General features: G+C 72.9%; 15 protein-coding genes. 2 read left to right on the top strand and 13 right to left on the bottom strand.

The window, feature by feature from the left end:
• Positions 1–2: 2 nt before the first annotated feature.
• The 7 genes from CP981_RS06250 to CP981_RS06220 form a co-directional block, all read right to left on the bottom strand.
• The gene (locus CP981_RS06250) at positions 3–560 is read right to left on the bottom strand and encodes a phage tail protein (RefSeq protein WP_085926539.1); all 558 of its coding nucleotides are present in this window, start codon (positions 558–560) and stop codon (positions 3–5) included.
• Complete coding sequence (locus tag CP981_RS06245) at positions 557–2,560, bottom strand: putative baseplate assembly protein (RefSeq protein WP_085926540.1); 2,004 nt, start codon at positions 2,558–2,560, stop codon at positions 557–559. Before CP981_RS06245 ends, CP981_RS06250 begins: the two co-directional genes overlap by 4 nt.
• Entirely contained in the window at positions 2,560–2,982 is a 423-nt protein-coding gene (locus CP981_RS06240) for a GPW/gp25 family protein (protein ID WP_042160556.1), read from the bottom strand. The genes CP981_RS06245 and CP981_RS06240 overlap by 1 nt, the downstream gene beginning before the upstream one ends.
• A gap of 48 nt (positions 2,983–3,030) precedes the next feature.
• Positions 3,031–4,950, bottom strand: a complete 1,920-nt coding sequence (locus tag CP981_RS06235) for a VgrG-related protein (RefSeq protein ID WP_085926541.1) — start codon at positions 4,948–4,950, stop codon at positions 3,031–3,033.
• A 16-nt stretch (positions 4,951–4,966) separates the two neighbouring features.
• Positions 4,967–5,761, bottom strand: coding sequence for a CIS tube protein (locus tag CP981_RS06230; protein WP_229893801.1), 795 nt, complete (start codon positions 5,759–5,761; stop codon positions 4,967–4,969).
• 1 nt (position 5,762) lies between these two features.
• Positions 5,763–6,200 carry a phage tail protein gene (locus CP981_RS06225; protein ID WP_085926543.1) on the bottom strand — a complete coding sequence of 146 codons (438 nt, stop codon included), beginning with the start codon at positions 6,198–6,200 and terminating at the stop codon, positions 5,763–5,765.
• Positions 6,201–6,313: 113 nt separating this feature from the next.
• On the bottom strand, positions 6,314–6,706 hold the full coding sequence (locus tag CP981_RS06220) for a hypothetical protein (protein ID WP_150522314.1): 393 nt from the start codon (positions 6,704–6,706) through the stop codon (positions 6,314–6,316).
• A gap of 2,053 nt (positions 6,707–8,759) precedes the next feature.
• On the opposite strand from CP981_RS06220, the gene CP981_RS06215 reads away from it, so the two are divergent.
• A complete protein-coding gene (locus CP981_RS06215) occupies positions 8,760–8,957 on the top strand; it encodes a hypothetical protein (protein WP_085927348.1) in 198 nt (65 codons plus the stop codon).
• A gap of 959 nt (positions 8,958–9,916) precedes the next feature.
• Here the strand turns inward: CP981_RS06215 and CP981_RS37580 are convergent.
• The 6 genes from CP981_RS37580 to CP981_RS37575 all read right to left on the bottom strand — a co-directional run bounded on the left by CP981_RS37580 (position 9,917) and on the right by CP981_RS37575 (position 15,746).
• Positions 9,917–10,075: a DUF6760 family protein gene (locus CP981_RS37580; protein WP_085927347.1), complete on the bottom strand. Its 159-nt coding sequence runs from the start codon at positions 10,073–10,075 to the stop codon at positions 9,917–9,919.
• On the bottom strand, positions 10,072–10,485 hold the full coding sequence (locus CP981_RS06210; protein ID WP_085927346.1) for a hypothetical protein: 414 nt from the start codon (positions 10,483–10,485) through the stop codon (positions 10,072–10,074). Before CP981_RS06210 ends, CP981_RS37580 begins: the two co-directional genes overlap by 4 nt.
• Complete coding sequence (locus tag CP981_RS06205) at positions 10,485–10,928, bottom strand: phage tail protein (protein WP_018087540.1); 444 nt, start codon at positions 10,926–10,928, stop codon at positions 10,485–10,487. The genes CP981_RS06210 and CP981_RS06205 overlap by 1 nt, the downstream gene beginning before the upstream one ends.
• Before the next feature lie 89 nt (positions 10,929–11,017).
• Positions 11,018–12,601: a phage tail sheath family protein gene (locus CP981_RS06200; RefSeq protein WP_085927345.1), complete on the bottom strand. Its 1,584-nt coding sequence runs from the start codon at positions 12,599–12,601 to the stop codon at positions 11,018–11,020.
• 89 nt (positions 12,602–12,690) lie between these two features.
• Positions 12,691–14,415 carry an eCIS core domain-containing protein gene (locus CP981_RS38480; RefSeq protein ID WP_425282111.1) on the bottom strand — a complete coding sequence of 575 codons (1,725 nt, stop codon included), beginning with the start codon at positions 14,413–14,415 and terminating at the stop codon, positions 12,691–12,693.
• Between the two features lie 134 nt (positions 14,416–14,549).
• Positions 14,550–15,746 carry a hypothetical protein gene (locus CP981_RS37575; protein ID WP_158092693.1) on the bottom strand — a complete coding sequence of 399 codons (1,197 nt, stop codon included), beginning with the start codon at positions 15,744–15,746 and terminating at the stop codon, positions 14,550–14,552.
• Between the two features lie 332 nt (positions 15,747–16,078).
• On the opposite strand from CP981_RS37575, the gene CP981_RS06180 reads away from it, so the two are divergent.
• The gene (locus tag CP981_RS06180) at positions 16,079–18,949 is read left to right on the top strand and encodes an AfsR/SARP family transcriptional regulator (RefSeq protein WP_167536062.1); all 2,871 of its coding nucleotides are present in this window, start codon (positions 16,079–16,081) and stop codon (positions 18,947–18,949) included.
• Positions 18,950–18,980 lie beyond the last annotated feature (31 nt).

Genomic DNA, 18,980 nt, shown 5'->3' with positions numbered 1-18,980 from the left:
GGTCAGGTTCCTTCAGGGGTGGGCAGGTGGGTCACCTCGGCCGCGAAGGGGAGGTGTGCGGGACAGGCCGCTGCGACGACGGCGTGCAGACGGTGCGGGTCGACGGTGGCGGGGTCGCGGACCCGCAGGGTCACCCGCAGGCCGGGGTGCGGTGAGCCCGGGAAGGCGCCGAGAGGCCGCGCGGACCAGGTCGCGCCACCGCTCTCGATGATCTGCGGGCGCACTCCGAAGGCCAGCTCGACGGCGTCCGACAGGCCGCGCCGGGTGCCGCGTACGCGATGCAGCGAGACGGCCGTGGCCACCGCGCGGCGGCGGGTGGCCAGCGGTTCCGTGCCGTCGAGTTCGGTGCCGACCCAGGTGGTCAGCCAGTCGACGAAGTCTTCCGGGGCGAGTGCGGGCGTGTAGTAGCTCTCCAGGCAGTCCAGGACGTTGAAGAGGGGGGCCAGGATGACATCGAGGCCCTCCACGAAGCGCTGGGCGAAGTCGTCATCGGCGTAGACCGCGGGGAGTTGTTCGCCCAGTGGATGCGGGGAGGTCATCCCCGCCGTGGTGCCCCTCATCGGGCCTCGATCACGCGGACGCGGTGGTCGAACGGGAACAGGAGCGCGGAGCGGGCGAGTTCGATGCGGTCGGTGGCGTCGCCGCGGCGGCCGGTGAGCGGGTCCGCGGGGTGCAGCAGGACCTCGTCGACGAGTTCCACACCGGGGACCCGCTGAAGGGCCGCGAAGATCTCCCCGGCGCGCAGCGGGCGGCCGAAGGGCCAGCCGTCGCCGTGGGCGCCACCGGTCAGCGGGTCGAGGTAGGCGTAGAGCGCGTCCAGGGCCTCGGCGCGGACGCGGTCGGCCCGCGCCGCCCGGAAGGAGTGCAGCGTGGCGACGACCGTGACGCCCTGGTAGAAGGGCGGGCCGACCGCGAGGCGGGTGCCCACCGGGCGGCGCTCGTCGAGGAACTGCGTCACCCGGCCCAGGAGTTCCTCACCCGGCACCAGCTGCTCGAAGCGGAGCCGGCCGCCGCGGTCGGGGACGGCCTGCGGGACGACCAGGACCCGGACGGCGTTCTCGCCGGTCCGGCCGGTCCGGCCGGCCTCGGGGCCCGATGTGCTCGCGGCCGAGGGCTCGGCCGGATCGACCGCGAGACAGGCGATCCGGGCGGCCTCGGGGGCCGCGCGCCGCGCCAGTTCCTCGTAGTCGCGGGCCGTCACGGCCCGTTCCTGCGCGCGCAGCGTGATCGGCGCGCGGACCTTCGCCTCCTGCACCGTCTCGCCGTCGACCCCGCCGCGCGCCGCTTCACGGTTCTCCACCCGCGCCACGTACGGGATGGAGCTGCGCAGCGCCTGGATCGCCCCGCGCGCCACATTGCCCGTCCGGCCGCCGCCGGTGCGGTAGGACGGGACCCGGATCACCGAGCCCTTGACCGGGACGGCCCCGAACTGCCTGATGGAGCCGTCCGGTTCGCGCACCGAAGGACCGAAGGCGATCTCGCCGGTGGCCTCCTCCAGGGTGATGTGCCGGTCGTGCGGGCCGGAGGCCGCGAAGTCGGTGACGACCTGCCACTCCTGCCAGCCGTCGCCGTCCGAGATCTCCAGGCGCAGCGGCGGGCGGTCGGCGACGACGGGCGCGTGTGCCAGCCGCATCCGCTGGCCGGGCACGCCCGCGGACTCGCCGAGCAGCTCGTCCTGCACCACGACGGCGTGTGCCGCCGCCGTCGTGCCCCCGATGGTGAACGCGGAGGCGGACCGTACGGTCGGTGAGGCGCTGTAGAACGGCTGGCCGGGCGCGGCTTCGACGACCCGGCAGCGCAGCCATGCGGCATCCGTCCGGCCGATGCGTGAGCCGGTGTGCCCGGCCGGGATGTGCAGTATGACCTCGCCGGGCCGGTTGAGGCCGCCGGTGGAGTCCTCCGCGACCTCGCACTCCGCCCATCCGTCGGCGGTCCAGGCCTCCCAGAGCAGCGGCGGCTGACGCGGGTCGACGCCGACGCCGTCCACCCGGCTGTCCAGCTGCAACACGGCCGCACACCGCGGCACCGCCGCCGACAGCCCGAACAGAAGGGTGTCGCCCGGCTGCGGGGCGGCCGAGAAGACGGACACATCGTTGCCGCCGAAGATGTCCTGGCCACAGTCCTCGGGGGTGGTGCCCACCTCCTGCCGCAGTACGGCGTCCAGTTCGCAGGGCACGACGGTCAGATCGTCCTCGGTCGCGAAGACCACCGACTCCTCGGTCTCGGTGCGGCCGGTGGCCACCTCCGTCCCGGCGGGCAGTACGACCGGCTCGGGCTGCGGGGCGGAGAGCCAGAAGGTGACGTCGGCGCGGGCGGCGGAGGGCGGGAAGAGGGTGACGCCCAGCAGGTCGAGGAAAGCCAGATGGTTCTTCTCCGGCACCCGGTTGAGCCGGTAGACGATCTGGTCGGCCATGTGCGCGACGGCCTCGATGAGGGTCACGCCCGGGTCCGAGACATTGTGGTCGGTCCACTCGGGGCAGCGCTGCTGGATATAGCGCTTGGCGTCGTCGACGAACTGCTGAAAGCGGCGGTCGTCGAGATGGGGTGCGGGCAGGGCCATCAGGCTTCGCTTTCGGTGGACGGCGATTCCGTGGACGGGATCACATAGAAGGGGAAGACGAGGCTGCGCGGGTTGTTGGTGCCGCGCACGCTGTAGCGCACGTCGATGAACAGCACGGACGGCTCGTCGGGCGCCGGGCTCACCTCGACGTCCTGGACCTCGATGCGCGGCTCCCAGCGGTCGAGCGAGTACCGCACCTCATAGCGGATACGGCCGGCCGTCGCCTCGTTGACCGGCGCGAAGACCATGTCGTGCACGGCACAGCCGAATTCCGGCCGCATCGGCCGCTCGCCGGGCGCGGTGGCGAGGACGAGCCGGATGGACTCCTCGATCTCCCGCTCCCGGCGGGCCAGTGCGATACCGCCGCCCGCGTCGGTACGCAGCGGGAAGGCCCAGCCCGCACCGACGAACTGTTCACTCATGTCCGGTGCCCCCCTTGAGACGCATGTCCCTCAACTTCATCGAGCCCCCTAGAACGGAATGCCGTTGCGCAGGACGGCCGGTGCGTTCAGCGTGACCGTGGCCGGCGAGTTGATGGCCGCCGCGGCGCCCGCGTTGACGGCGACCGCGCCGACCGCGCTGACGGAGACCGCGCCCACGGAGTTGACGGCCACCGCGCCGGCCGACTTGAGGCTGATGGCGCCGGTCGCGTTGATGTCCGCCACGGCGCCCGCCATGACGCCGAACTTCGCGCCCGCCTTGATGTCGACCGCCCCGCCGGCGCTCATCGTCAGCGAGCCACCCGCGATCAGCGACAGGTTGCCGCCCGCCTTGATGCTCACATTCCGGGTCCCGGTGATGGAGACGGAGCCGTCGCTGCGGATGGTGACCGCGGTGCGCGTCTCGTCCATGTGGACGGTGAGCCTGCCGTTGCCGGTCTGGAGCCTGATGCCGCTCTTCATCCGGGACTTGGCGTCGACGAGCTCGACGGTGTGGCCGCTGCGCGAGGCGAGGGAGCGCCAGTTGATCCGGCCGCTGGTCGGATCCACCGGCTGGAGCCCGTCCGTGTTGGGCGTCGGCTTGTCGCGGCCGTTGTACAGCCCGGCGAGGACGTACGGATGCTCCAGCGAGCCCCGGTCGAAGGCGCACAGCACCTCGTCGCCGACCTCCGGCAGGATCAGCCCGCCGCCCCGCACCCCGCCCAGCTGCGCGACCCGGCACCAGTCGCTCTCGTAGGTGTCCGACAGCCAGGGGAAGCGCAGCCTGACCCGGCCCAGCTTCAGCGGGTCCTTGGCATTGCTGACCAGCGCCATGGCCACCCCCGGCATGGGCGGCGCGGCCTCCGCACCGCCGGACGCGAGCCCGTACAGCGAACGGAACTGCCGCCCGGAGACGTTCAGCCAGGTGGTGAACTGCCGCCCGGACTCGAAGACATGGCGGACACCGGTCGCCGTGTACTTCCCCTCGAAGGGGAACCCCGCGCCCTTGAGCGCGACGGGCTGCCCCGGCTTCAGCTTCGGATTCCCGGTGACCGCCACCTCCAGCTCCGCGAAGGAGCCCGCCACATCGTCGGCAAGGGCACGCGCGGCATGGGTGACCTGGGCCTGGGTGGTGAACGGAGTGTCCGTGGCGGTCAGTTCGGCCTTCCCGAACGGCTTGCTCAGCGCCGAGGGGGCGATGTCCGCGACGATGTCCTTGCTCGTCGTGGCCGGGGACTGGGCGGACAGCGCACGCTTGGCCCGCATGTCCCAGCCGCGCGCGCCCGCCTTGTCGACCTGCCCGGCGGCGGTGACCGCGATCCGGCTGTGCATCGCGTTGTGGCCGAACTCCAGGACGTACGGGCTCTGCGCGGCCGGTGTGCTGTCGGCCGGCGCGGACGACGCCGGGGTGAGCTTGCCGAACTGGAGCTTGCCCTGCGGGTCGAAGGAGAGATGGACGTCGTTCTCCTGGGCGAGGCGCGTCAGGAAGTCCCAGTCGGTGATATTGGGCTGGGTGGCCAGCTCATAGACGGTGCGGGTGGCCTCCACCTTGCCGAGGGAGAGCTTGTTGAGGCCGGCGAGACGGCGCACGATGTCGCTCGCGGTCATATTGGGGTAGCCCGCGACGCGGCGATTGCGCAGCAGCCGGTGCCCCGGGTCGTAGCCCCGTACGACCAGGTACTTTCCGCTCGCGTCCGCGTCCACCTCAAGGGCGGTGACCTCGCCGGTCACCATGGGCGTGCCGCGCTGCCCGTCCGTGAAGGGCGACAGCACCGCCTTCGCACCGACCTTGATCTGCGGGAACGTCTTGAGGATGTCCGATCCCGAGTCGGTGAAGGTGAGTTCGAAGGCGGACGGCACATTGACGCTCGCGTCCACCCAGCCCGCGATGAGCAGGGCGGCGAGCTTGTCGGGCAGCGGCGAGCCGCCGATCTCGGCATGCAGGACGCTGGTGTACGTCTTTTCACTCATCGGATGCTCTCGCTGCTCATCGGGTGGCCTCGCGGGTGGTGGGATGGCCGGTGGGACGGTGTTCCGAACGGCTTCCGGGCCGCTCTTCGGGAGGGTCTTCGTCGGCCGCGGGCAGCAGCAGCTCCGTGCCCGGCCGCAGCCGCATCGGGTCGTCGATCTCGTTCGCCTCCGCGATCAGCCGCCAGCGGGTCGCGTCCCCGTACTCCCGCCAGGCCAGCGAGGCGAGCGAGTCACCCGCGACCGTGCGGTGGATACGGCGTGCGGACAGCGCGCCGGAGGTGGGGTTCTGTCCCTTGGTGGGCATGGCCACCTCGGTCAGGGACAGCGTGCAGGTGGCGCGGATCGGTTCGCCGGTGGGGTTGAAGAGGGTGTACGTGGCGTTGACGCTCGTCACATATGCCACGAACTGCACCGTGTTGAACGACCCCCACGAAAACCGCACCCAAGGCGGCGAAGGACGCTTGGAGTTGACGCTCTGCGCCGTCACCTCGCAGCAGGACAGCAGCAGTTCGATCTGCTTCTGCACCTTCCCGGAATTCGGGGTGCCCGACGCGTCCAGGAACACCTCCAGCTGGAGCGTGGCGGGCCGGGTGCCGGTGAACTTGGGCGGCGCGCCCCGCATATAGGCGACCGCGGCCTGGGTGTGCCACTCGGCCTCCCGCCCGAGCTGCAACTGGGTCGGATTGAACTGGAACTCCACCTCACCGATGCGCCCGCCGATGGAACCGCCGAGGTCGGTGGGGGGCTGATGGATCGCGAGGGCGGCCCGTACGAGGCTCGCGCCCGCCTTCCCGCCGGTCGGTGCGGCCACCTCAGGCACCTCCCGCGTCGGTGAATCCGTGGTGCGCGATCTCCAGCGTCTCGGTCGCCACCCCCGGGCTGGCCGGGTCCAGACTCGGCCCCTGCCAGCGCACCGGCAGCACCTCCACCAGCCCCCACTGCGCGACGATCGAGCCGTCGGCGCGCAGCGCGGCGATCTGCGCGGTGGGCCGGCTGATGCCGGTGGCGAGCGACGAGATCCAGGCGGCCACCCGGGCGGTGTCGGCGGTGAGCGGCCGGGTCAGACGGATCGTGGAGAACGTCACGCGGGTGGGCAACTGCCAGACGAAACCGTTGTTGCCGCCCTCCTGCCGCTGCTCCACCTCCACCTCGGACGCCAGGCCGTCGCAGCCGTTGAACAGGCCGAGGTCCTGGCCGTCGATGGTCAGCTTGAAGAAGACGGTGGAACCGGGGTCCTGGGCCTGAGGCATGGTCGGTGGTTCTTTCGGGTGAGGTGGCGATGAGCGGGCTGGAGGGGGACGCGGGTCGGGATCTGGAGGGGGACGGAGACGGGGGCTGGGGCGGGGACGGGCGCTGGCGCGGGTCAGCGGCCGTGATCGCGCAGTCGGCCGATGCGTTCGCGGTCCCCGCGCAACTCGGCACGGAGCAGCCGCGAGAGCGGCGCCACCAGCCGCCGGGCGAGGGCATCGAGGGCGGCGGGGTCGGTGGGGGTGCTGGGCTCGGTGGGGGTTGGGGCGGGCGTGGTGGAGGTGCTTGGGGCGGTCTGCGGGGTGGCCGATGTGGGGGAGTTGGGGGTGCGCTGGAGGGGGCGGGAGGTTGCGGACGGGGTGGGGGCTGGGCCGGGGGGCGTGGCTCGTGCGGCCGACTGCTGGCGTGTGGGTGGGGTGGGCGAGGTGAGCGGCTGGGAGGCCGGGGTCGGGGTCGGTGCCGGGGTTCCGGTTCCCGGAGCGATGGGTGCGCGCTGCACTACGGGCATGGCGGGGGCGGTGGGTGCGGTGCGGACCGTGTGGGACGGAGTGAGCGAGGGGCTCGGGGGCCGTCCCGGTGCCGGTGCCGGGGCACCGAGGGCGGCGGGCGCGGGCTGCATCATGGGCATGCCGAGGGCGGCGGGCGCGGTGCGGACCGTGCGCGAGGGGCTCGGTGTCCGTGTGGGTGTCGGCGCGGATACCGGTTTCTGCAGGGCGACGGCTGGGACAGCTGCCGCGCGTCGGGACGCCGGTCCCGCTGTGCCGGCGGGGCCCGTCGTGCTCTCCGGGCTCGCCGTGCTCGTCGCGGCGCGAAGGGGGATGGCGGAGGGGGCCTGCACGCTGGAGCGCTGCACCGCTGCGGGTCCGGCGGCCGCCGCCCCGTGACCGGTGGGCCGTTGCCGCGCACCTGGGTCCAGCGCACGTGCGGACGCGAGGGGCGCACGACGGGCGACGAGAGGAGCGGCGGCGGGAGGGCGGGGGGCGCTGGTTGCCAGAGGTTGGCTTGTCGGCGCTTGGCGGCTCGCTGGTGTAGGGGAGCCCTGTGCGGGAGTTTTCGGCGTGCGGGATTGCGGGGTACGGGCATCCGGCGTGTGGGATTCCCGTGGGTGGGACTGCGGCTGAGGCGATTCCGGGGTGTGGCTGTGTGATGTACGGCTTTCCGGTGTGTGCGCTGTCGGCAACGGGCCTACGGGGGCGGGGCGTTCAAGGGCCTTCGCGGCGCGCTGCAACGGGGCCGGGGCCCTGGCCGGGGTCGGGGACGAGGCTGGCCCCGGTGTGGGGGGCGGCGTTTGGCGGGGGGCCGGTGTCGGGATCGGTGACGGGGCCGGCGTCGCTTGGGGTGCCTGTGCCTGTGCCTGTGCCTGTGCCTGCGCCGGCACCGGGGCCGGGGCCGATGCAGGTGTCGGCGTAGGCGTCGGTGCAGTGCCCTCGCTACGGAGCGCGGTGGACTCCGTAGGTGCACCGATCAGCGGCTTGCGCTGGATCGCGGGTGCTGAGGGCCGCCCACGGTCCGGCGTACGGCTTTCAGCGGCCGGAGGCTGGGCAGGCCGCGCGTCGGCCGCAACGTCCCTGGCCGGGGTGCCGGTCTCCGCGCTCGGGAGCAGCGGAGCGCCAAGTCCCAGGCGCTGGCGTCCTGTTACCGCGGACTTCCGCGCGGGCCGCTGGGCGGCCTGCTGCGCGGCTCGCTGGACCGGCCGGCCCGTTTGGCCGCCGTCGCCCGCGGCCGGGCTCGCGGCGGGGCGTGGCGCCGCGCTCGGGGCCGCGTGATCACTGGTGTCGGCGTTTGCGGGTGAGGGCGTGCTCTTGGGCGAGGACGGACGCGAAACCGGTCGCGGGTTCGTGGCCGGGCTCGCGCTTGGTGCGGTGCCTGGAGTCGGCGGGGTCACGTCGTCACCCGGCGTCGGGATGACACCCGGTACGGCGTCCGTGATCGGGGCGGTCCTCGGCGCGCTGCTCTGGTTCGGGTCGATCGGCTTGCGTGGGCCGAACGCCCGCCGCTGGACGACCCGGTGGGGGTTGTCGGGTCGTACAGCGGCGGGGGCCGGTGCCGCACCCTCGCTCGCCGGCTCGGCGGCAGCGGTGCGGGGTGAGGGGGGAGAGACCGGAGGCGCCGCTTCCGGACGTGTGGCGGCCGCCGGCGCCGGTGCTTCGGTGCGCTGCAAAGGCGTAGGGGTGGGGGAGGAGGCGGTGTCGCTGCTCGTCGGCTGAGACGCGGTGGCCGGCCGCAGCCGGCGCGGCGGCATCGCGACCTTGCCGGCCGAGGTGAGCGGGGACCGCGCCCCGACGGCCTTCCGTACGGGCCGGGCCACCGGCAAGTCGGAGGAGAGGCCGGCGGACCTCGCCGCACGCGATGCGGAGCGAGCGGCTTCACCTCCGTCACCGGGCGCAGCCTCGCCGCCGTACGCAGTCTGGCCACCGGGCACGGCCGTGGCACCAGGCGCGACCTTGGCACCCGGCGCGACCGTGCCACCCCCGCGCGCCCCGTCATCACCGCTGGATGACTGCTTGGCCACCGCCGACCTCTGCGCACTCCGCTGACCGCCCGACGGCACGGCAGACGGCGTGGCGGACGACGTGACGGGCGGTGTGGTGGACGGAGTTACAGACGGCCCGGCGACCGGCCTGCCCGCCGAGGCGACCGGAGGCGTGCCCGGCGCTATGGCCGAAGCCGCCTTCGCTGCGTTCGCCGTGTCCGCTGCGTTCGATACGTCGTTCCGCGAGGCGGTCGCGGCCGCGCTCTCGCCCCCCGAAGCCGGTTGACGAGGAGCGCGCGCGGCCTCCGCCGGGTTCCGCGCCGCACCCGGCGCCGCCGCCCGCTGTACGGCCGCCGCATCCCGGGTCTCCGCCGGGCCCGCGTCCCGGAACTCCGGACGTGCCGCATCCCGGCTCTCCCTGGGCACCGCACCTCGGGTCTCCCCACGTGCCGCACCCCGCGTCTCCGCACGTGCGGCAGCCGAACTCGCCGCGCGTGCCGGACCTCGGTTCTTCTCATGTGCGGCACCAGGGTTCCCCGCGTCAGCGGCATCCCGCGTCCCGGCACGCGCCGCGCCGGGCGCCGCCGCCCGCTGCACAGCTGCCGCCTCCGGGCTCCCGGTACGTGCTGCATCCGGGCTCCCGGTACGCGCCGCATCCCGGGCTTCGGTACGCGCCGCGTTCGACGCCGCCGCCCGCTGCACGGCGGCCCCACCCCGAGTCCCGGTACGTGCCGTATCCCGGGCCTCAGTACGTGCCGCGGCCCGAGTCTCCGCACGCGCGGCCCCCCGGCTCTCCGCACGCACTCCTGGCCCGCCCCGAGCCGCGTAACGCCCCCCGACGCCCGGCCCCGGCCCCTCGCTCCCGTCCGGAGCCTCATCCCCCCGCCCCGCGACCGGAAGCCGCAGGACGGGGAGTCCGAGGTCGGCGGGGCGGCCGGTGACCGGCACCAGGGCATCGCGGAGGACGCCGGAGGGGGCTGTGGCGTGGACGTCATGCCCCAGTTCCCCTCCGAAGGAGGGGTCGCGGTGTGCGCTCAGCGACGCGGCGAAGCCGGGCTCCGCGACGGGGCGCGGCGTTCCCAGGACGCGCTGGATGGGGGGCACGGCGGACCAGCCGCCGGCGCCGCCACCGTCCGCGCCCCCGGCAGCGGCCTCCGCGGCCGCCCCGGCCTCAGGCCCTTGCGCAGGCTGCGAACCCTGGGCATCCTGCGACCTCCGCCGCCACCTGAACAACCCCATCCTCCGTCACTGCTTCCCTTCAGCCCGCTCCACCAGGGCGGCGATCTGTGACACGTACGCGCGCCGGTCGGCGTGTTCGAGATCGAGGATGTCGTCGATGCCCCAGTGGAAGTGGTAGGCGAGATAAGCGACTTCCTCTTCGATACGCCCGGTCGCGTACGTCACGATTCCCCCAGGCGGCTCCCGGCCAGCTCCACTTCGAAGGACTCCTCGCAGTGCGGGCAGGACACCGCGGCGCGGGTATGCCCCTCCGCATTGATCTGCCGGTAGAAGTCCTGAAGAAAGGCCAGGTCGGAGGCGAACATGTTCTCCACCGTCCCGTCGTGCACGGAGGCGAGCGTCCCGAGCCGGGTGATGACCCGGCCCAGCAGCACGACCGACAGATATGCCGGGTTCTCGCGCACGCGCACATCCCGCAGCGGGATCAGTTCGTCCCGTGCCGTCGCGAGCCGCATCGCACCGTTTCGGTGCACGGTCCCGGACTCGTCCACGAATCCGCGTGGCAGCTCGAATTCGAATTCCGTACGCAACGGCTCGCGTTGCTGTTGCGCCCCCGCCGGGCCCTCGCGCCGCATTACTCGATGACCAGCTCTTCGAAGACGATCGTGACCTGCTCGGTCAGCGCGGCGGCGTCGCCCGCCTTGACCCCGCTGGTCTCGACCTTGCTGCACCAGGCATTGCGCATGTTGTAACGCTTCACGGGGTTGTTCTGGTAGTCCATCATCATGATGGTGGCGTTCTTACGGGCCGAACCCATGTCGCCCGCGATGGACTTGTTGATCCACTCGCTGAACGCGCCGCTCTGCGTCATACCGCGGGTCACGGTGCATTCGCCGGCCTTCTTCGTGCCGGGCATCTTCTTCACGACGGGCTTGCCGTCCGCCGAGACCTGCTGATATTCGATGACGTCCTGCTCCATGGTCAGTCCGCTGACCTCCTGGAGGTATTCGACCATCACGCCGTCGATCTGGAGGCCGAAATTGTGTGAGGTGAGGGCATCACCGGGCTGAAGGGACAAGGTGGTTCACTCCTGTGGTGAGAAGAAAAGTGGTGACGGGGAGAGGGGTGAGGAAGAGGGCGGGCGCCGGGCCCGGAATCACTGAACGTTTACTCCTCCAGCTCCCCGCCGCCACCCGAGAACTGGGCCAGCCGGAAGACCACGAATTCGGCGGGCTTGACCGGCGCGATGCCGATCTCGCACACGACCCGGCCCAGGTCGACGGACTCGACGGGGTTGGTCTCCGCGTCACACTTCACATAGAACGCGTCCTCGGGCCGCTGCCCGAACAGGGCGCCAGAGCGCCACTCATTCACCAGGAACGCCGAGATGTTGCGCCGGATACGGGCCCACAGCGCCGCGTCGTTCGGCTCGAACACCACCCACTGGGTGCCGATGAGAATCGACTCCTCCAGGTAGTTGAAGTAGCGCCGCACGTTCAGGTAACGCCAGGCCGGGTCGGAGGCCATGGTCCGTGCGCCCCACACCCGGATGCCGCGGCCGGGGAAGGCCCGGATGCAGTTCACGCCGACCGGGTTGAGCAGATCCTGCTCGCCGCGGGTGATCTGGAGCTCCAGGTCGACGGCCCCGCGGACGATTTCGTTGGCGGGGGCCTTGTGGACGCCGCGCTCGGAGTCGTTACGGGCCCACACACCGGCCATGTGGCCGGACGGCGGGATGATGCGGGTCTGGCCGTTGGCCGGGTCGAAGGCCTTGATCCAGGGGTAGTAGAGCGCGGCGTAGCGGGAGTCGTAGCCCGCGACCTCCTGGCGCCACTTACGGATGTCGCGGGCGTTGAGCGCCGGCGGCGGGTCCAGGATCGCCATCCGGTCGCCCATCAGCTCGCAGTGCGCGACCAGACCCAGCTGGACGGCCTTGACCTGCTCCAGGTCGATCAGGCCCTGCTGGTAGGCGGCCATCAGGTCGGGGACGGCGACCATGTTGACCTCGTCGAGCGCCTCCAGGCCGCCGAAGCCGGTGCGGTCGGCGGAGTCGCCGATGAACTGGCCGGAGGCGAGCCGCTCGACCGCGCCGTTCCCGGCGGGGGCGGGGGCGGCGGGTGCCGGGGTGGGCGGGGCCAGCGTGACCTGCTGGGCGTCCGGCTTCGTCAACTGCCCGGCCGGGACGGCCTCTTCGATGACGATCGTCTTGGAGCGCTGCTTCACCTGCGCGACGACATAGTTCCGCGCGCTCTTCTTCGCGCTGACGTCGAAGCTCTCGACGGCCTTGTCGCCGTCCTTGACGACCAGCTTGAACCGGTCGGCGCTGCCCTCGCCCTCGACGTCCTGCACCTCGACGGTGAGCGCTCCGCCGTTGGCCGAACCGGCCGCGATCGCCGAGACCTTGAAGGCCCCGAGCGCGCTGGGCTCACCGGCCGTCAGCGCCCTGGGCGCCTCCGGGGCCGCGGCGGCCTGCTGCGCTCCGTCGTCGGTCCCGCCGACCCGTACGACATACGCGGCGGTGCCACCGTTGTTGAAGAAGCCGTACACGGAGTGCGCGAGGTAGTACCCGTCCGTGAACTCCCCGAAGGCGGCCACGTACTGGGACCAGTTCGTCACCAGGGTCGGCTCATTGAGCGGACCGGTGGGAGCGAGGCCGACAAAGGCCGCCACCGATGTCCCGACCCCTTCAATGGGCCGCGATCCGCTGGCGACTTCCTCGACATAGACGCCGGGGGACAGGTAGCTGGGCATGTTCTGTTACTCCCTGGATAGGCGAACCGGCCGGTTCGCTTGCTTCTCGTGAGGTGTGCTGACGCTGAAGGAATGGCGGGCGATGAGGGTCAGGGCATCGCGTATTCGAAGGTGGCGGTGAAGGAGCTCATCGAGGTGGCGGCGATCTTGTCGCACCCCTTGTAGAACTCTTCCGCGTCGTTCGGATCGAAGTCGTTGGCGGAGACCAGCTGAGCGAGTGCCTGGTATTCGTTGATCGCCCGCTTCTTGAAGTCCCCGTCGTCCTGGTCCACGTCCGCATCGCGGTGGAACTGCGAGTCCTTGGAGCCGCCGGTGGCGGAGTTCCCCTTGGCCTTGGCGAAGATGGCGTACCGGTTGAGGGCCTCGTGCAGCGTGCCGGCCTCGCCGGTGACGACCTGGTTGAAGGCGGCGATCGCCACGGTCGGGTTGGCGGCGGCCCGGCGGAATTCGGCGCCCTGGATGATGGCGACCACCTTCGTGCAGTATTTGCGGCCGTCCTCGCTCATGCCCTCGAAGCCATATTCCGGCTCGGTCAGGGCCCGGATGAAATGCTTGGCGAGTTCCTTGTCGGACAGGCCGCTGCTGTTCGCGGCGCGTTCGAAAAGCGTGTCGTACTCGCCTTCCTGGGGGCCGCCCAGGACGAAGTTTCCGGTATGGCCGATGGAGTAGGCGTTTCCGGTCGGCTTGTGCTTGAACGGGTTCACCATCTTCTGGCGATTGCGGAACCCGTCGAGGTCCTGTTCCGTCCCGCGCAGCGAAAGCCGCCGGCGGACCTCGGCGAGGCGATGGATCTGCTCGGTCTCGGAGATCTTCGCTGCCGTGTGCTCCGGGTTCGACGCACCGGTCTTGATGGCGGTGGGAACCACCGGCGGAAGGTGGGCCGCCGCTGCCGCGCGGACCCGCTTCTCGGCGAAGTCCAGGAGATCCTCGTACGACCCGTACCGCCCGAGGTCCTGCTCCTCGCCCGCCATCTTGACGAGTTCGTTCCGGACCTTGGTCTTGAAGTCGTCGTCCCACCGGGCATGGCGTGCCTTGCCCTTGGCGATCAGCGATTCGACGGGAAGGACATCGTCAGCGGTCGTGACGGTCTTGTTCGCGATCTTGAAGGTCCGCTGTACGGGATGATGCCCGCCCGTGGTGCCGTGGCCCGGCGCGGGTGCGGGGTCGGCCGTCCGCTGCACCTCTGCGGACAGCACCCGGCTCGCGTTGGCCTCCGCTTCCTTCTCGAACCGGTCGGACGGGTCGCTCACCTTCGTCCCGTCACCGCGGTCGGTGCCCGCGACCGGGCCGTTGCGCTGCTGGATGACGTGCGTCAGTTCGTGCGCGAGCATGTGGCGGCCGGACGCGGAGGACGTGTCGTAGCGGCCGCGCTGGAAGACGATGTGCGAACCGGAGGTGTACGCATGCGCCTGGACGGCCTCGGCCGACTCATGGGCGGAGGTGTCGGTGTGCACCCGCACGTCGGAGAAGTCCGCGCCCAGGCGGGTCTCCATGTCGGCGCGGACCGGCTCGTCGAGGGGGCGGCCGGGCGCGCGCAGGACATCCTGGACGGCCGAGCGCTGCACGGTGGGGGGTGCGCCGTGTCCGCAGCCCGGGCCTTGCCGGTGCTGCTCCTGGCCGGCCAGGGCGGCGGTGAACGCCGCGTTGCCCACGGCCCGTTGGAGGGCGGCGGCCGCCTCCGGGGTCAGCCGCTCCGCCTCGCCGGCCGCTGTCCGGCGGGCCGCGTCGGAAGCCGGGGAGGGCGTCGTACGGGCGGGCTGCGCCGCCCCCGGGCGTGCGCTCCCCGAGCCCGGCTGCCGATCCTGTGCCCGCACGTCGTTCCTCCCCCATACCCTGCTGACCACTGCTGGCCGTCTTTGCGCCCTACGCTTTCAACCCTGGCGGACGGGCGGCCCCGGCTGTAGAGACGAACGGGCGCCTTCGGGGGCAGAGCGCACTGCCCGATCGGTCACGTGGGCGGCGCCGTCCGTGCTGCGTACGCCAGGTTCTGGCCGCGGATGACGGTGTCGAAGGACTGGTCGGTCCCGGCCCGGCCGTACAGCGCGAAGTAGCCGAGGGACTTGCCGTGCTGAACCACGCTGGTGCGGTCGGCGGCGGTCTCGTACGTCAGGGTGTCGGAGCCGTCGCGCAGGATGACGGCGGCGAAGTGGTTCGCCCAGCCGTCCGGGGCCGCTCCGGTCAGGTCGACGTAGTGGTTCTCACCGACGGCGGGGGCGTCACGCCGCACGCTGAGCCCGCCGTCCGCCGGCCTGCCGATGAGCTGGGCCGCCGCTGCCTGGCAGTCGTTGGGGAGCGTGATGAGCAGCTCGTGCACCTGGGCCTCCTGGTTCTCGACGGCGGGGAGGCCGGCGAGGAAGTCGGAGGTCAGGCCGGGCATGAGGACGGCGAGGTCGGTCAGCCCGTCCCGGCCCGTGCGCTCCGGGTAGGGGAAGCGCGCGGCGACCCAGCCGCCGCCCATCGTGGCCACCGCCAGCTTCATGGCCTCGGCCCGCAGGCCGTCGACGGCGGAGCTGCGCGGTTCGGCCCGCGCCTGGCGGGCCGTCACGATGCGCTGGGTGAGGGCGACGAGCTGCCGGAGTTCCGGGGGATCGGCCAGGGAGCGCAGGTAGGCGGCACGCTTGTCGTCGCGCTGGGCCCCGGTGTCCCCGCGTACGGGCTCGTGACCGGCCCCTTCCGGATTGCGGCCGGCGGCCCGTACGGCGGCCTCCGCCCTGGCCGCGTCCTTGTACACGGGCAGCACCCGGTACAGAGTGCGCTCACCGACCTGCACCGCCGCCCCGCGCTCCAGGGTGATCGGCACCCGGTCCTGGGAGTCGAGGCTGTGCGCGGCGGCGGTGATCATGTCTGCGTCGGCGTACGCCTCCTGCCGTCCCCGGAGGGCGATGCCGCCCTGCGAGGAGACCTTGTCGAAGCCGTGTGCGGCCTCACCCTCCGCGTACCGCTGCACCTGCTGTGGCTCTCTTGCCTGTTCCGGCGCCAGCGCGCGGGCGACCGCCGCGTTGCCCGCGGTCCGTTGGAGGGTGCGCAGCGCATCCGGCCCATGGGTGGACAGGGCCGATGCGGGGGTGCGGGGGCGCTCGGGTCCGCGGGTGGCGGTGCGTGGCGCCGATTCCCCTCCCGTGGCCCGCCGTTCGTGTGCGTGCACGAGGGCTCCGTTCTGGCGGCCGGTGATTCGTTGGTCCGGGGTCCGTCCTGAGTGGCCCCGTGGCCCGGCCCAGGTGGCCCCACGCCGATTTTCGGCCGCAGCGCTGATCACCTCCAGAGGCGGAAGGGGAGCCGAACGGGCAGCGCGATTGCCCTGCCGGACACCGATGTGCACGGGAAACGCTGGTGAGCGGCGCCGAGAAGCCCTGGCGGCCGGAGAAAGAGGGGGGAATGGGCGTTGGGTCAATATCAGACGTTTTCCTGGAATCAGTGTTCGCATGCTGGGCTACGTTTGGTACGGCCGGTACATCAGTGCTGGTCCGAAGGGGTGGCGTGGCAGGTCGACAGGGGCAGGGGAGCGAGCCGGCGGTGCACAGCGACGCAAATGAGCCGTCGGGCGCGGAACGGGCGGGCAGCCCGGACCGCGCCGGGCGGCTGCGGTTTCAGGTGCTCGGCCCGGTGCGGGCCTGGCGCGGAGACCGTCCGCTGCCGCTCGGCCCGCCACAGCAGCGCGCCGTACTGGCGATGCTGCTGCTGCACGCCGGCCGGCCGGTCTCCGTAGCGCAGTTGGTGGACGCGCTGTGGGACGAGCGGCCGCCGCCGCGGGCGGTGGGCACCGTGCGGACGTATATCTCCCGGCTGCGCGGCCTGTTGGAGCCGGAGCGTGCGCCCCGGCAGCACGCACAGCTGCTGGTGTCGTCGGGCGGTGGCTACGCATTACGCCTCCCCGGCGAGGCGCTGGACGCGGCGGGCTTCGAGGAGCGGCTGGTCACGGCCCGCCGGTTGCGACGCGCGGGCGACACCGCGGGCGCGTACGAGCAACTGAGGGGTGCGCTGGCACTCCCGGAGGGTACGGCGCTGGCCGGACTGCCCGGACCGTACGCCCAGCGGCAGCGCGACCGGCTCACCGAACTGTGCGTCACCGCCCGGGAGGAATTCTTCGACTGCGGGCTGGAGTTGGGCGGCCCGACCGGTCCGCCGGGCGACTCGATAGCCGGACTGCGGGCCTTCGCCGCCGAGCATCCACTACGGGAACGCACCCAGGCCCTGCTGATGCTGGCCCTGCACCGCGCGGGCCGCCGGGCCGAGGCCCTCGGGGCCTACGCGGCCACCCGTCGCACCCTCGATGCGGAACTCGGCACCGGGCCGGGGTCCGAACTCCGAGCGGTATATGGGAAGTTGCGGGAGCGGACCGAGAGCTATGGGCGTGCCGGGCCCGGGACCGGTCCGGGCACCGGGCGTGGGGCCGGGCGTGTTTCCGGCCCCACGCCCAACGCCCCGCAGATCCCCCCGCAGACCGCCCCGCCGTCACCCGTACCGGCTCAGCTCCCGCCCGACATCGCCGACTTCACGGGGCGTACGGAGGCCGTCGGCCAGCTGGCCTCGGCGCTGCGTGGGGCGGCCGGTGGGCGGGCGCCGGTGGTGGTGACGCTCAGTGGGCTCGGCGGGGTCGGCAAGACCGCACTGGCGCTGCATGTGGCGCATTCCGTACGCGCCTGCTTCCCCGACGGGCAGCTGTATGTGGACCTCCAGGGCACCGGCCGGGCTCCGGCCGACAGCGGCGCCGTGCTGACGCGCTTCCTGCGCGCGCTCGGCGTCGCGGCGAGCGCCGTACCGGACGGGCTGGAGCAGAAGTCCGCCCTGTACCGCTCGCTGATCGCCGACCGCAGGGTCCTCGTACTCCTCGACAACGCCCGCGACAGCGCACAGGTGCGGCCGCTGCTGCCCGGGGCGCCGGGGTCCGCGGTGCTGGTCACCGGCCGTGCGCGGACGCTCGCGCTGCCCGGTGCCGGCCGGGTCGACGTGGAGGTGATGGACGAAGCGGAGGCGCTGGGGCTGCTCGGCGCGATCGTGGGGGCGGAGCGGGCGGCCGCCGAGCCGGAAGCCGCCCGCGAACTGGTCGCCGTCTGTGGCGGGTTGCCGCTCGCCGTACGCATCGCCGCCGCCCGCCTGGCATCCCGGCCGGGCTGGGCCCTGGCCGACCTCGTGGCCCGGCTGAGCGAGCGGCGGCGGCTGGACGAGCTGCGGGTGGGCGACCTGGGAGTGGAAGCGACCTTCCGGGTCGGCTACGAGGCACTCGGCCCCGGCCTCGCCCACGCCTTCCGGGCCCTCGCCCTGGGCGGCCTGCCGACGTTCTGCCGGGCCGCCGCGGCCGCGCTGCTGGACACCACGGACGACGCGGCGGAGGCGGCGGTCGAGGCGCTGGTCGATGCCGGGCTGCTGGAGGCGCACGGCGAGGACCGCTACCGCTATCACGACCTGGTCGGATTGTTCGCCCGGCGGCTCGGCGAGCGCCATGAGAGCCCTGCCGAGCGGGCGGCGGCCCAGCACCGCTGCTTCGACCATGTGCGGGCCACCGTCCTGACCGCGGCGCGGCTGATCAGGCCACACGGCGCCCCGCCGGATCTGCTGCGCCGCCCGGACCGCCCGGGCCGTGCACTCGCCGATGCCGACGCCGCCCGCGAGTGGCTGCACGCCGCGCACCCGCGGCTGTACACGGCCGTCGAGCGGGTCCTGGACGCGACCCCCGGCCTGCTGGGCCCCACCGTGGACCTCCTCACCGCATGGTCGTATGCGCTCCGGACCACCGCGCGCCACCGCGAGCTCGAACCGCTGATCCGCCGCGCCGTGGACAGCGCCCGGCGGCACGGCGACGACAGGGCAGCGGCACATGCCCGGCGTCTGCTCCGGGTCCCGCGGTCCGGCATCGGGACGGACGGCACCGGGACGTACGGCCGGGCGGTGCGCGCGCTCCCCGAGAGCCTGCGGCCGGTCCGTGAGCCTCTGCTCAGCGCCAAGGACGCCCACGAACTTGCCCTCGTGCTCGCGGCGGGGAGTCGGGAGCGCACCGGAACTCCGTACCGGCCGGCGGGCCCTCGTCGGCAGGCGCAGCGGCGGTGCCGTCGTGCGCAGCACCCGTGCCGGGAGGCGCTGACCCGGGCCCGGCGCGCTTGCCGCGAACCGGGCGGGGGCGGCCGGGCGCGGGCCGCCCGCGACCGGGTGGTGCCGGGCCCCGGCGAGTCCGGCCGGGGCCCGCCCCGCGCTGCTCCCGGCGCGAGCGGTGCCGGCGCGGCGCTGCGCGGCCGAGGTGGTGACGGCGTCCGGCTGCAAGTCCCCCCAGGGGTGGTCGGCGGGGCATGTTGCGGTGCAAGGAGCCGTACGGACATCCGACTCTGCCCCCGGCTCTGCCCTTCCGCACGCTGACCCGGACCCGGCGCAGCCGGTTGACTGCACT

The sequence above is a fragment of the Streptomyces platensis genome (genome assembly GCF_008704855.1).
GTDB classification, from domain to species: domain Bacteria; phylum Actinomycetota; class Actinomycetes; order Streptomycetales; family Streptomycetaceae; genus Streptomyces; species Streptomyces platensis.
This window is presented reverse-complemented; position numbering and strand designations above follow the sequence as displayed.

Bases quoted from the DNA above. Each gene is read 5' to 3' on its own strand.
- CP981_RS06250 (WP_085926539.1), bottom strand. From the start codon at position 560: ATGAGGGGCACCACGGCGGGGATGACCTCCCCGCATCCACTGGGCGAA.
- CP981_RS06245 (WP_085926540.1), bottom strand. From the start codon at position 2,560: ATGGCCCTGCCCGCACCCCATCTCGACGACCGCCGCTTTCAGCAGTTC.
- CP981_RS06240 (WP_042160556.1), bottom strand. From the start codon at position 2,982: ATGAGTGAACAGTTCGTCGGTGCGGGCTGGGCCTTCCCGCTGCGTACC.
- CP981_RS06235 (WP_085926541.1), bottom strand. From the start codon at position 4,950: ATGAGTGAAAAGACGTACACCAGCGTCCTGCATGCCGAGATCGGCGGC.
- CP981_RS06225 (WP_085926543.1), bottom strand. From the start codon at position 6,200: ATGCCTCAGGCCCAGGACCCCGGTTCCACCGTCTTCTTCAAGCTGACC.
- CP981_RS06220 (WP_150522314.1), bottom strand. From the start codon at position 6,706: ATGCCCGTAGTGCAGCGCGCACCCATCGCTCCGGGAACCGGAACCCCG.
- CP981_RS06210 (WP_085927346.1), bottom strand. From the start codon at position 10,485: ATGCGGCGCGAGGGCCCGGCGGGGGCGCAACAGCAACGCGAGCCGTTG.
- CP981_RS06200 (WP_085927345.1), bottom strand. From the start codon at position 12,601: ATGCCCAGCTACCTGTCCCCCGGCGTCTATGTCGAGGAAGTCGCCAGC.